The following is a 13,005-nucleotide window of genomic DNA, read 5'->3' on the forward strand; positions in this document are numbered from 1 at the left end:
TTCGTATATAGGCATTTTTTGTGCCGAAAACTACCAAAAAATAAAACTTGACAGCTGAAAAAAAGCATTGTACCCTATGTTAGTAAAACGTTAACTAAACGTTTACCAATATTAGTGGTTAAAGATTTACTAACTGTAAGGGGAAAGTATGAAAAAACTTTATGGTCTTACAACAGCCATGATTACGCCCTACGACAATAAGGGGAAGCTCAATCTCGACATGGTTGGTGAAATGACCCGCTTTCAAATAGAGCGGGGGACGCATTGTCTCTATCCCGGTGGTACGACCGGTGAAATGTACCTTTTATCGGAAGAGGAACGAAAGGCTTTGGCCAAGGCTACCGTTGATGCGGGCAAGGGAAAAGCGAACATTTTTATTCATGTGGGTGCGATGACCCAGGATGAAACCATTCGTCTTGCACAACACGCCAGCGAGATCGGAGCGGACGGTATCGGGGTTGTGACCCCTTCCTATTTTAAGGTTACCGATGGGATGATGGTGAACTATTTTACAACGATTGCAAACAGTGTTCCAAACGATTTTCCCATCTATCTTTACAATATTCCGCAATGTTCGGGAAACGATCTAAAACCGGACACCATTCGTCAGATTATTGACAGGGCTCCCAATGTGGTGGGGATTAAGTATAGTTTTGCCGATTTTGTCAGGACCATCGAATATGTCGGAATCGCTGAGGATTTCTCCGTAGTTATCGGAGCAGATATTCTTTTCCATTCCGGTCTTGCCATGGGCTGTACCGGAACCGTTTCCGGGGTTGCCTCTGTTTATCCCGAGCCCTTTGTTGCCATCTACGATGCTTTTCTCAAAGGCGACCAGGAAAAGGCGCGGCGGATTCAGAAAAAAGCGGTTGAAATCGCCAACCTGCTGAAAAATGGCTCAAATATGTCCTATTTCAAAATTGCGCTTAAACATCGGGGATATGACGTCGGGGGTATGCGCGCACCTCTCATGGATTTGTCCGATGAAGAACAGCAGCGGCTCGTCGAGCAGCTTAACGTATGGGAAGACTCGGCTCTTGGCGAGTTCTGATCCCGATAACCTTTTTTATTTTCAAGAAGGAGTAAGAACATGAAGAAAAAGATCACTATGGTACTGATCGCTTTGCTGGCGGTCGGTACCCTCTGTTTTGCCAACGGCCAGTCCGAAGGCCAGCCTTTTCCGGCCAAGGAAGTAACCATTGTCGTTCCCTATTCTCCAGGTGGCGCTTCCGATACCGTAACCCGTATCATTGCAAAGAATACCGAATCTGCATTGGGCGTTCCCGTAATCGTCACCAACAAGACCGGTGCTTCCGGTTCCATTGGTATGGACTATGTGAGAAAAAGCACACCTGACGGATATACCATCTCCTACATGCCCGTTGAATCCACCATGGTAAGTGCTCTTGGCTATACCGATCTCGCTCCCGCAGATTTTGATTTTGTTGCAGGTGCCATGACCCTTTCCGCCGCCCTTACCGTTCGTGCGGACGCTCCCTGGGACAGTGTCGAGGAGTTTCTTGCATATGCAAAAGCGAACCCCGGCAAGCTGAATATCGGTAACTCAGGCACCGGATCTATCTGGCACATCGCAGCCGCCTCGATCGAGGAGTCGCAAGGCGTTCAATTCAACCACGTTCCTTTTGAAGGTGCGGCTCCTGCCATTGCCGCCCTCCTCGGCGGACACATCGATGCCATAACGGTAAGTGATGCAGAAGTTCTTCCTAATGTAAAGAACGGGGACTTTAAGGTCCTTGCCGTGATGGGAAATGAACGATCCGCTACACTTCCAGAGGTTCCCACCCTCAAAGATCTGGGAATCGATGTCGCCGTATTCGGTTGGGGTGGTTTTGCCGTTCCCAAGGGAACCCCCGACGATGTCAAGGCGATTCTCGGCGCCGCTTTCAAGGTTGGTATAGGATCTGCTGATTTTGCCCAGCTGTGTAAAGAACGAGGCTTTACCCAGAAATATATGACCGGCAAGGAAATTCAGGAATTCGCACAGGAACAGTATGAATACTATTCCAAGCTGATCCCCAAACTGGGAATTCACTAAGATCGAAAGATTTGGTTGGGAGGCAGGCTTTTGGGCCTGCCTCCTTTTCCATAGCAAAGGGAGTTTTATATGTTGTATGGAGATCTTGTCTTCGGGGCCGTATCTCTGGGCTTGAGCGTTTGGTTTTTCATTATGAGTCTCGGCTTTCCGTCGGGTTCCTCGTCCAATGGTGTCCCCGGTGCCGGTTTTTTTCCCGGAGTTATTTCTATCCTCATTGCCCTTGTTTCGATTGTTTTAATGGTTCAAGGGTTTCGACAAAAACGACACTATTTTCAACCGGTCAAATCGATAAAGGAGATGCCGACAAACACCAGGAATCTTTTTCTTACGATAGTTTCTTTGATGATTTTTATGCTTCTCTGGAAGTTTGTACATTTTTTTGTTGCTATTGGGGCCTTTATTTTTTTCCTTAATGTACTGTTTCGCCAAAAACTCCTTGTCAACATCATCTACACGGTGGTCAGCATCGCATTTATCTATTTGACGTTCGGAAAAATTTTTCACGTCATGTTCTGATTAGAAACGGAAGGTTATTTGTATGGGTATATGGTTACACGTGCTGCAATCGCTTCTCAATCCCGGTGTGCTTCTCTATTTGCTTTTCGGGGTGGTAATCGGGAGTTTTCTCGGGGGGCTTCCGGGCTTAACTGCAACCATGGGGATTGCGATTCTTACCCCAATTACATTTTGGTTCAGCCCGGAGAAGGGATTTGCAATGCTTATCGGGGTTTGGAACTCGGCCATCTGGGCCGGAGGACTTACCGCGATATTGGTCAATACACCGGGAACTCCCGCATCGATTGCCACCACTTTTGATGGTTTTGCCCTGACGAAGCTGGGAAAGGCCAAACTTGCTTTGCAGATCAATACGGTTTTCTCTGTGTTCGGGGGACTTTTCAGTACGCTGATTTTGATTGTTGCGGCCTTTCCCCTTGCTAAACTGGCCATCAAGTTTGGGCCGGCCGAATACTTCATGCTGGGGCTTTTCGGTCTTACCATGATGATTTCAGTCTCGGGAAACTCCTTAACAAAAGGCGCCTTGATGGGCTTTGCCGGACTACTGGTTTCCACCATCGGTCTTGACCCTATCCTGGCAGCAAAGCGCTTTACATTCGGTATCACCGATTTGCTGATGGGCGTCTCGTTCATCCCCGTAATGATCGGCATGTTTGGTGTTGGGGAAGTGCTGTATCAGATTTCTGTTTCCAAAAGCGATGATTTTATCGAACGGGATGAGAACGCTTCTGACAAGCCTATCGATTTGGGAAAAGATCATTTAACTCTGAAGATGATCTGGGAGATGGGGCCGCTTGCTTTTCTGATGGCGGCGGTTGCCACGGTCGTTGGTGCTATTCCAGCTGCGGGAGGGGATATCGCATCAATTATTTGCTGGGGCCAGGCAAAACGCTTATCACGGCATCCGGAAAAATACGGAAAAGGATCGGAAGAGGGGCTTGCCACAAGTTGTATTGCCAACAACGGTGTACTTGGTGGTGCCCTGACGACCATGTTGACCCTTGGGATTCCGGGGGATGCTGCAACCGCCATCATGATCGGTTCGCTCATGATGTACGGGATGCAGCCTGGACCGCGAATGTTCGTGGAGAACAAGGAGTTCGTCATTACCATCATGCTGCTGATGATTTTTGCCAATATCATCATATTGCTGTATGGTCTGCTTACCACCAAGGCCTCTATCAAACTTTTGTCTGTGAAAAAACAGTTTATCTGGGTGACGGTTCTGATTCTTTGTATTGTCGGCTCCTTTGCCCTGAATAATTCGATGTTTGATGTCGTTGTCATGCTGATTGCGGGTTTCCTCGGGTTTTTTATGAAGCGGATGGATTATGCGCCGGGTCCCTTTATTCTCGGACTGCTGCTCGGGAAAATTATCGAATCGAATCTGCGTCGAGCGCTCTCGTTGACACAGGGAAGTTACAGTTTCCTTCTGACTCATCCCATCGTCATTGTTCTTGAGGTGTTGATCATACTTGCACTGATTGGGCCTCTCGTAAAAAAACTACGCAATGGCCGAAAGGCTGTTGCCTGAAAACATCTTTGCTGGAAGAGGAGAATTATGAAGAAATTTCTTAACGCCCCTGAGGCTTTTGTTGATGAAATGCTTGAGGGGATTATGGCTGCTCATCCTGATCAGATGAGCTATGTGAATGATGATATCCGCTGTGTTGTACGAAAAGACCTTTCAAAGAAGAAGGTTGCTCTTGCTTCAGGCGGGGGCTCCGGTCATCTTCCCACCTTTATGGGCTATGTGGGAGAAGGGATGCTCGACGGCTGCCCTGTCGGCGGGGTATTTCAATCCCCCAGTTCCGACCAGATGTATGAAGTGACCAAAGCCATAGACCGCGGTGCCGGGGTTTTGTATATCTACGGAAACTACAGCGGGGACATCATCAATTTCGACATGGCCGCCGAACTTGCCGACTTCGACGATATTCGTGTCGAGACGGTAGTGGCAGCCGATGATGTTGCCTCCGCCCCGAAAAGCGAAACCGAAAAGCGTCGGGGGGTTGCCGGGATCTTTTATCTTTTTAAAATCGCCGGAGCCGCCGCGGAGGCTGGAATGGATATGGATGAGGTAAAACGGGTTGCCGAAAAGGTGAACGGCCGGGTTGCAACCATGGGGGTTGCCCTTTCACCCTGTATCATCCCCGATGTGGGGAAACCCTCCTTTACTATCGGTGAGGATGAAATGGAAATCGGCATGGGCATCCATGGGGAACCGGGTATCAGGCGGGGAAAGCTTCGCAGTGCCGATGAGGTCGTAAATGAGATCCTTCCGAAGCTTATCGATGATCTTTCTCCCGAATCCGGCAGTGAGGTATCGATTCTCGTCAACGGACTCGGCGCCACCCCGAAAGAGGAGCTCTATATTATCTACCGACGTATCGCTCAGGTGTTAAAGGAACGGGGATTGAAGCCGGTAAAGATTTATTGCGGCGAGTTTGCCACATCCATGGAGATGGCCGGTTTTTCCATCTCCATGATCTGTCTTGACGATGAGCTGAAGAAATTTCTTGCCGCACCAGCCTGTACCCCCTTCTTCGAGCAGGGAGAACTGGAGTTGTAGCCATGGCGGAACGAACGAAAGAACGTGCGGCTGTAGATGCCGTGCTTGCCTCGATATCGGGGATCATGTCGGAGAATCGTGAATTCCTGATCAAGATAGACGGGGTGATCGGCGACGGAGACCTCGGCATCACCATGGATAAGGCCTTTTCTGCTGCGGCAGAAGGGGTTGTCTCCCTCGATGAACCTCAGGTTCCAAAGGCCTTGATCGAGGCAGGAAAGATCATGGCAAAGAATGCCCCCTCGACCATGGGAACCTTAATGGCCACCGGTTTTATGTACGGCGGTAAGGCCCTGGGTGAGGAAGAGATGCTCAGCGCCGGAGGCCTGTACGCCTTTTTTAAGGGATTTCTTGAAGGGGTGGAAAAACGTGGAAAGGCAAAGCCCGGAGAAAAGACACTTCTCGATGTTTTGGACCCGGTGGTCCGTGCCTTGGAGGCAAAACAGGAGGCCGACCTTTCAGATGCCCTTGAGGCCGCGATGAAGGCGGCCGAGGAAGGTTTAAAGGCCACCGAAAAGATGGTTTCCCAACACGGCAAGGCCGCCGTTTACCGGGAACAAACCCTTGGAAAACAGGACCCCGGAGCAACGGCGATGCTCTTCGTCGTAAAGGGATTCCGGGAGGCGCTTACAACACTGTAGTCTGGGTACAGCCTGGGAGAAATAGGAACGTTCCGTATTGTGTGGGAATTACGGACGCTAATTATGCCGCCTGATATGAGGGCGGCTTTTTTTATTCAGATTAATATTTTTGTATCTTCAGTCACAAATGCTTTTGGGATGTGTCTAAATAATTGAAACCAAGCAAATATGTAGGAGTAAGGTAGTGATGAAGATTCTGACTATTCTGGGCAGTCCGAAAAAAAACGGTAAAACAGCTTTCGTGCTGAATTTTTTTGAGGAAAAAATCAAGGAAAAAGGAATCGCAGCAAAAAGAATTAATATAATCGATTACAATGTCGGCGGATGCAAAGGATGTATGGCTTGTGTACAAAAAAAGAATGAGCCGGGCTGTGTCCAAAAAGATGACGTACCGGCTCTCTTTAAAGAACTGATACGTGCTGATATGATAGTTTATGCTTCGCCGCTTTACGGATGGGATGTAAGCAGTCAGATGAAAACCTTTTTTGACAGACATTTCTGTCTTGTAAAAGATTACAAAACCCCTGAACACTTTTCTTTGCTTGAGAATAAAGATATTTTTACGCTTACGACCTGTATGGGAGAAAAAGTTGGAAACACAGATCTGCTATCTATTTTTTACGATAGGTTCGCAGGCATGCTTGGCTGCCGAAGCCTTAAACAATTTGTAGTTACTCAGTCGTTTAGTCCTGATTTCTCTGAAAGAGCAGAGGAAGTTGCTCAGAGAATGGCTAATGAAATTATCTGAATGCATAACGGCGGCCAAGGCGGGACGTTATTCCGCTTTGGAGGCCCTTATAAAACACAACCAGGACTATCTATATAATCTTGTTGTACGTTTTTTGGGAAACCCTTTGGATGCGGAAGATGCTGTTCAGGAAATTTTGATTAAAATGATTACAAGGCTTTCCTCATTCAGAGGCGAGAGTAGTTTCAGGACATGGTTGTACCGAATCACGGTTAACCATGTCCTGAATATGAAGCGTTCTAAACATGAAGAAGTTTTTACTTCATTTGAAGACCATAAGCTTTTTATTGAAAATCTTCCGGATAACTCTTTGAATGGGCTCTTAGCGTATTCGGAAGAAAAACAGCAGCGCATGGCAGAAGAAACAAAAATACAATGTCAGATGGGAATGTTGCTTTGTCTGGAACGGGAAAATCGAATTATCTTTATCCTGGGTGCCGTCATGGGAATTGATTCCCTCACCGGATCGGCGGTTATGGACATAACACCGGAAACTTTTCGAAAACGGCTTTCACGTTCCAGAAAACGGCTATCAAACTACATGAACGGGAATTGTAGTTTGATTAATACCAACGGCGTTTGCAGCTGCAGAAAGAAAACCGATATTCTTATACAAAAAGGATATGTTAATCCTGAAAACCGCATGTTTTATACTACTCATCTTGAAAAAGTTATGGAACATGTAAAAAACTATTCTCAATATGCAGATGATATGCTTGAGAAAAGGGTCGACGATTCTTTTCGGGAACATCCCTGGCTAAGCCTTCCGGCTTCTATCGTTCCACTTAAAGATATCATACAGAGTATGGAGGTTTCCTGGGATAAATCAAAGCTTCTATAAAGCTACTAAATTTACCAGACAAATGGAATTAATCGATATTTCGTGATTTGAGAATATTTTTATGGCTTCTAATGCCTCGTTATCGATGAGGTTTTTCCTCGAGTAGCCTTTTTGCATTCAAAGAAAAAACCGCATAGGCTTCTGGTTCATTGAGGATCCCATCGAGTATCAATTGGTCAATTGATATGTTAAGGTCGTTTCTCTGATTTTCTCCATAATTGCTCCCAAATAGTATATGCTCACTATCTACCATGTTCTTTAACGCTGAAATGAAATCACGTTCAAGGACTGTTGCCGTTTCATAGTAAAGATTGCTCAAAAGTTCTTCCCCGCTGTTTTTTCTCCTGCTCATGTCTTTGATGATTCTTCCCCATCGTAATCGCTTTCCGTTGAGATAATATGGCTTACTTATTCTCTGGGCATAAAAGGGAACGATACCGCCCCCATTTGCCAAGATATATCTAATATTGGGGTATTTCTCAAGGGTGCCGTTGAATAATTGAGCTACGATAAATCGGGCTATATCAAAATAGTATTCTATATCCCCCTTATAGGCTGGTGCGTCAAGAAGAGGCTTTTTAGCGCTTGTATTAGGATGAACAAAAACCACCGCCTTTCTTTTATCCAATTCCGAATACAAATCATCCAAATCGGAGGGATAAGGAATTTCACCCTCTGTATTAGAATAAAGAATAATACCGTCAAGATTCAGGACATCCAAAGAATACGCTATTTCTTTTAGGCAATTATCGATATTCATGTAGGGAATAGAAGCAAACGCTCCAAATCTGTCCGGGTAGGCCCGTATTATTGCAGCCGCGGATTCATTGCATTCCCTCACGATTCCTTTTTCGATAATAGAGGTATGATATGTTGGGGCAAAAGGAAGTGAAAGATATGCTTTTGATATATTCCCTTCATCCATCAACCGTAACGAATCCTCTTCTTTCCATGATGGATTAATAAGCTGATCTTGACCGCTTTTTTTGAGCTCAGCCTTATAAATTTTCGGAAAAAAATGATGATGAATGTCTATCTTTGAGATTGTCTTCATGTTGCCCCCCCTTTTTAATCATTGTTTGGGAATAGTCTTTGTACGTTTTTCCATTCTATGGCTTCGAAATCTGCAGAATTAAAGTGTCTAGAGGTATCGAATGCCTTAACTGTTTGGGCTACTTGAACAGGCGACTGCCATCCCCCGTCTGTTCCAAAAACGATTTGTGAAGTACCGCAGAATCCTTTCAAATACCTGTAAAGGAAATTGCCTTGCTGCGCGGTATCGAAAAAGAGTCTGCTTTTTATTTTTTGGTAATCTTCTTGATGTATCTGATTATAATACTCCATCCACTTAATAATAAGTGGAAATGAGCCCCCACCATGTGACAGAATATATCTGACGTTCGGATAGGAAGATAATACGTCTTGCGTCAATAAATGGGCCATGGACCTTCCGGTATCAAGAAGGCGATCGATAAGAGGAGCGAGTATACTGTATTCTCCATACTCCAGCGGTATGTCTTCTGGATGTATAAAAACAATGGCTTTTCTTGCATCCAATTCGCTGAATATTGCCTGAAACTCATCCTCCCCGGGATATCTTCCTCCGGTGTTTGTGAATAACGTTATGCCGTCAAGTTTTAGTACATCAAGAGCATATTCTATTTCTTCAATAGTTCCGCTTGTATTGGGAAACGGGATTGTAGCAAAAGCGCCATAATAATCAGGAAATGATTTTTTGATTTGCGAGGCATATTCATTGCATTCTCGTGCCAATTCTTTTGCAAAGACTATATCACCACCTTTCTCCTCTACCCAAACCCCTGGTATAGATAATGATAATATCCTTTTTGCAATGCCGTTATGCCTCATTACTTTCATGTCTTTTTCCGGTGACCAGCGAGGAAAGTTGTTCCACAGGGGGCCATTGATACCTCTCTTTTTCATCTTCTTCACATAGAACTCAGGAATCATGTGGGCGTGCACGTCAATTTTCCTGTGTTTTTCTTCATGCTTTCTCATATTTCCCTCTCCTTCTTAATAATACTATATGTACTATTACGGTACATATAGTACAATAAAAATTTGACTGTGTCAAATTTTTATGATAATTTACCATTCTGGAGAAGCTTTATGACTGGACATGAAAAAAGAACCTTAAAGAAAAAAGAAAACATTAAAAATGCCAGTATCGAATTATTCTCGCTTTACGGAATAAAAAAAGTATCCATGAACGAAATTGCCGAGAAGGCGCAGGTGTCGAAGGTTTCTATCTATAAATATTTTAACAGCAAGGATGATTTGATTAGATATGTTATCAAAGCCGTTTCTTCGGAAATACTTTCTGATATTAATAACATAATAGAAAGTGAGAATCCTTTTCCTGAAAAAGTAAAAATGATAATCATGAATAAAAATCAGGGACTTAAATTCCTCAGAGGTGATTTTTTCACCGAGCTTCTGAGCCTGGATGAGGTTCTGAACAATTACTATGAGCACGAATTCAAGGAAAAAGCAAACAGCTTGATGAGCAAGTTTATTGAATTGGGTAAAACTTCCGGATTCATCGATAAAAAGGTAAAAACCGCTACCATTTTGACATATATTCATATTTTTCAAAAGGGAGTTGAATCTAATATCGGAACATTATCAGGCCGCGATGACATCTCAGAGCTTATTCAGTTGTTCTTTTTCGGTATTCTCTCGAAGCAGAAATAGGTACTGGAACAGAGATCAAAATACATCTCCACGTATGGTACACTCTATTTTGTTATGAATTCGAATAGGAAAGGATTCGGAAGCTTGCTGATAGAATTGAGTAAGCGCTGGAATAATTTCTCCTATAAAAGAGAACGGTCGCTGTTCAGCCACTGGGGTTTTAGTGCATACAGATCAAGGTCCTTCGTATAGGTATAGGTTGTAATGGACATTTCGTGAATGCTTATCAGGTTAATGTACGTTAATATTCCTGCGTTTATCAATAGATTCATATAAGGGATGAAGCCTTCTTTAGTACTTCTGTGGCTCTTTTTACCGAGTATTTTATCTTGACAAGCTATATACCGATCGGTATATTACTCCTATGAGTAGCCGCCCACTTATTAGTGCCTGTGCCCTCAAGCTTTTTGCCGAACGTGGATACGATGCCGTTGGAGTTCAGGAGATCGTCGATGCCGCAGGCATCACTAAACCGAGCCTCTATCATCATTTCGGCAGCAAAAAAGGGCTGCTGGAACAGCTTATTGCTCCCTTGTTTCAGGAAGTGAACGAGGCCCTGGCCCGTGCAGCATCGTACCATCACGACCTTCCCCGAAATCTTGACCAGGCTGCAGCTTGCTTTTTTTCCTTTGCCGAAAAACAACCGCTCTTTTCCCGGCTTATGCTTTCGATGATTCATGCTCCGTTAAAAAGTGAGGCGCGTCTTGTCGTACAGCCGTGGCTTGAAGAACAGTACCACACCTTCGAAAATCTCTTTCGCCTGGCCTCCGGGGATCACGGCAATATGAAAGGACGGAGCAAACCCTTTGCCGCAACCTTTCTCGGTATGCTCCACACCTATGTTTCCCTTTTTCTCGACGGAAACACGGATTTTGATGAACGGGTCAGACACGAGGCCGTTAGACAATTTTCCTACGGGATCTATTCGTAAGAAGGAGGAAGCATATGAGCAGCTGGTGGAACGATGCCCGGATCTACCACATCTTTCCCATGGGGTTTTGTGGTGCCCCTCATACAAATGATTTCTCATCTCCGGCGGAACATCGAATCCTGAAAATCATCGACTGGCTTGATCCTATACGGCGGATGGGCTTTGATACCATTCTTCTCGGGCCGGTTTTTGAATCGACAAGCCACGGCTATGATACGGTGGACTTCTACCATATCGATAGGCGCCTTGGCAACAACGAATCCTTTGCCGGTTTTGCCGAAGAAGTGCACCGCCGGGGAATGCGCCTGATGCTCGATGGGGTGTTCAATCATGTAGGACGTGATTTCTGGGCCTTCTATGACCTGCGGCAAAAGGGAGCTGCCTCCGACTACGTTTCCTGGTTCGACGGCGTCTCTTTTTCCTCTCCTGGTTTCGGGGACGATGGTTTTTCCTATACCGGCTGGGAAGGGCACCAGGAGTTGGTTCAGCTGGCACTTTCCAATACAGAGGTGAAGGATCATCTCTTCGGGGCTATTCGGGCAATGCGGGAACGCTTCGGCGTCGATGGCCTGCGTCTCGATGTCGCCTACAACCTCGACGAAGGGTTTCTTCGGAAACTGGCCGGATTCTGCAGGTCCCTCGATCCCGACTTTACGCTGCTTGGTGAGGTGATCCACGGAGATTACGGCCGTTATCTGCATTCGAATGGACTGGATTCGGTAACCAATTATGAGTGCTATAAGGGAATCTATTCCAGCCATAACGACGGGAATTTTTTCGAAATTGCCTGGTCGCTGAATCGACTTTTCGGCGAAGAAGGGCTGTGCCACGGGTTGCCGCTGTTCAATTTTGTGGACAACCACGATGTCTCACGCATTGCTTCCATTCTGAAAGATCGTGCGGATCTTCCCACCGTCTATGCGCTTCTCTGCACCATACCCGGTGTGCCTTCACTCTACTACGGAAGCGAATGGGAGAGCCCCGGTGTGAAGGAGTCGGGATCCGATTGGAATCTCCGGCCTCCTGCCGAACAGATCGAGCGTTCCGGCTCCCGGCTTCCGGAGCTTATTCGCGGACTTCTCTCGCTTCGCAATGGGCATCCTGCTCTCTGCCGAGGTGACTATCGACAGGTCCATGTAGCCTCCCGGCAATTGGCTTTTGTCAGAAATTATGGAGATGATTGGGTATTGATACTCCTGAATTCTGCCGATCGATCGGTGCCGATTCCTTTGAAAGAAGTTCCCCTTCGGGAACTTCGTGATACGCTCACAGGAGAGATCGCCGGTGCCCAGCCTGAGCTTGGCCCGAAATCTTTCCGTATCTTTTCGACGCAAGGCCCGGAGGAGAGGGTTTAGGGGCCTAGGTCGATTCCAAGAAAGAGAAGAAACGATTGGGCTTCTGGCAGGGTAAAACGTGCCTGTACGATTTTATTGGTTATGGGATTGATCTCGTAGCCCCTTGCCGTGCGGAAATCTGCCTTTCTCAGGTCGCATTGGTGAAAGCGTGTGCCTTTGAAAAAGGAATTTGAAAAGTCGGCATCCCGGAGATCCGATTCGGTAAAGTCGCAGTCTACAATCTCGCACGATTCGAAAGGCATACTTTTGAGATTCTTGTTATTGAAGACGACCGTCTTCATCAAACAAGCCTTAAAGCGCGGTGAAAAGCCGAAATCATTACAATTGGTGAAATTGATTCCCAAAAGTTTGCATGCATCGAAGAGTGTATCGTTGAAGCTAACGTTTTGTATTTCTGTGACGACGAACTCGCAGGTCTCAAACACACAGGAGATGAAGGCTGTCCCTGCCATCCTCAATTCGGAAAAGCGACAGTTCGAAAAGCTGCAATTTTCAAAGGTATGATCGGTGAAATCCATATCAACCATATCATTTTGGGTAAATTGCGCATCGCAGTGGTACTGCTTCTCCGATATCATTGAGCCGCCCCTCCTCTTCTGTCATTCCATGATATCAGAATCGTTGACTTCA

Annotated in this window: 14 protein-coding genes; 11 read left to right on the plus strand and 3 right to left on the minus strand. The window is 45.8% G+C overall.

Annotated features, from left to right (window positions below; all coding sequences use genetic code 11):
• The first annotated feature begins 148 nt into the window (after positions 1 to 148).
• The 8 genes from SPIRS_RS00330 to SPIRS_RS00365 all read left to right on the plus strand — a co-directional run bounded on the left by SPIRS_RS00330 (position 149) and on the right by SPIRS_RS00365 (position 7,374).
• Positions 149 to 1,051, plus strand: a complete 903-nt coding sequence (locus SPIRS_RS00330) for a dihydrodipicolinate synthase family protein (protein ID WP_013252691.1) — start codon at positions 149 to 151, stop codon at positions 1,049 to 1,051.
• A gap of 39 nt (positions 1,052 to 1,090) precedes the next feature.
• Positions 1,091 to 2,056, plus strand: a complete 966-nt coding sequence (locus SPIRS_RS00335) for a Bug family tripartite tricarboxylate transporter substrate binding protein (RefSeq protein WP_013252692.1) — start codon at positions 1,091 to 1,093, stop codon at positions 2,054 to 2,056.
• A 69-nt stretch (positions 2,057 to 2,125) separates the two neighbouring features.
• Positions 2,126 to 2,572, plus strand: coding sequence for a tripartite tricarboxylate transporter TctB family protein (locus SPIRS_RS00340; protein ID WP_013252693.1), 447 nt, complete (start codon positions 2,126 to 2,128; stop codon positions 2,570 to 2,572).
• 22 nt (positions 2,573 to 2,594) lie between these two features.
• Entirely contained in the window at positions 2,595 to 4,106 is a 1,512-nt protein-coding gene (locus SPIRS_RS00345; protein WP_013252694.1) for a tripartite tricarboxylate transporter permease, read from the plus strand.
• 27 nt (positions 4,107 to 4,133) lie between these two features.
• Complete coding sequence (locus SPIRS_RS00350; protein ID WP_013252695.1) at positions 4,134 to 5,144, plus strand: dihydroxyacetone kinase subunit DhaK; 1,011 nt, start codon at positions 4,134 to 4,136, stop codon at positions 5,142 to 5,144.
• Between the two features lie 2 nt (positions 5,145 to 5,146).
• Positions 5,147 to 5,785 carry a dihydroxyacetone kinase subunit L gene (locus tag SPIRS_RS00355; RefSeq protein WP_013252696.1) on the plus strand — a complete coding sequence of 213 codons (639 nt, stop codon included), beginning with the start codon at positions 5,147 to 5,149 and terminating at the stop codon, positions 5,783 to 5,785.
• A 187-nt stretch (positions 5,786 to 5,972) separates the two neighbouring features.
• Positions 5,973 to 6,533 (plus strand): flavodoxin family protein, encoded by a 561-nt coding sequence (locus SPIRS_RS00360; protein ID WP_013252697.1) that lies wholly within the window; start codon positions 5,973 to 5,975, stop codon positions 6,531 to 6,533.
• On the plus strand, positions 6,520 to 7,374 hold the full coding sequence (locus SPIRS_RS00365; protein WP_013252698.1) for an RNA polymerase sigma factor: 855 nt from the start codon (positions 6,520 to 6,522) through the stop codon (positions 7,372 to 7,374). Before SPIRS_RS00360 ends, SPIRS_RS00365 begins: the two co-directional genes overlap by 14 nt.
• Positions 7,375 to 7,453: 79 nt before the next feature.
• On the opposite strand, the gene SPIRS_RS00370 is transcribed toward SPIRS_RS00365, so the two are convergent.
• Both SPIRS_RS00370 and SPIRS_RS00375 read right to left on the minus strand, forming a co-directional pair.
• Positions 7,454 to 8,428, minus strand: coding sequence for an amidohydrolase family protein (locus SPIRS_RS00370; protein ID WP_013252699.1), 975 nt, complete (start codon positions 8,426 to 8,428; stop codon positions 7,454 to 7,456).
• Between the two features lie 14 nt (positions 8,429 to 8,442).
• Positions 8,443 to 9,393, minus strand: coding sequence for an amidohydrolase family protein (locus SPIRS_RS00375; RefSeq protein WP_013252700.1), 951 nt, complete (start codon positions 9,391 to 9,393; stop codon positions 8,443 to 8,445).
• 111 nt (positions 9,394 to 9,504) lie between these two features.
• On the opposite strand from SPIRS_RS00375, the gene SPIRS_RS00380 reads away from it, so the two are divergent.
• The 3 genes from SPIRS_RS00380 (at position 9,505) to SPIRS_RS00390 (ending at position 12,375) form a co-directional block, all read left to right on the plus strand.
• Positions 9,505 to 10,089 (plus strand): TetR/AcrR family transcriptional regulator, encoded by a 585-nt coding sequence (locus SPIRS_RS00380; RefSeq protein ID WP_013252701.1) that lies wholly within the window; start codon positions 9,505 to 9,507, stop codon positions 10,087 to 10,089.
• A 364-nt stretch (positions 10,090 to 10,453) separates the two neighbouring features.
• A complete protein-coding gene (locus SPIRS_RS00385; protein WP_013252703.1) occupies positions 10,454 to 11,020 on the plus strand; it encodes a TetR/AcrR family transcriptional regulator in 567 nt (188 codons plus the stop codon).
• A gap of 14 nt (positions 11,021 to 11,034) precedes the next feature.
• Positions 11,035 to 12,375 (plus strand): alpha-amylase family glycosyl hydrolase, encoded by a 1,341-nt coding sequence (locus SPIRS_RS00390; RefSeq protein ID WP_013252704.1) that lies wholly within the window; start codon positions 11,035 to 11,037, stop codon positions 12,373 to 12,375.
• Here SPIRS_RS00390 and SPIRS_RS00395 read toward each other — a convergent pair.
• Complete coding sequence (locus SPIRS_RS00395; RefSeq protein ID WP_013252705.1) at positions 12,372 to 12,953, minus strand: pentapeptide repeat-containing protein; 582 nt, start codon at positions 12,951 to 12,953, stop codon at positions 12,372 to 12,374. The genes SPIRS_RS00390 and SPIRS_RS00395 overlap by 4 nt on opposite strands.
• Positions 12,954 to 13,005 lie beyond the last annotated feature (52 nt).

It is taken from the genome of Sediminispirochaeta smaragdinae DSM 11293, assembly GCF_000143985.1.
GTDB classification, from domain to species: domain Bacteria; phylum Spirochaetota; class Spirochaetia; order DSM-16054; family Sediminispirochaetaceae; genus Sediminispirochaeta; species Sediminispirochaeta smaragdinae.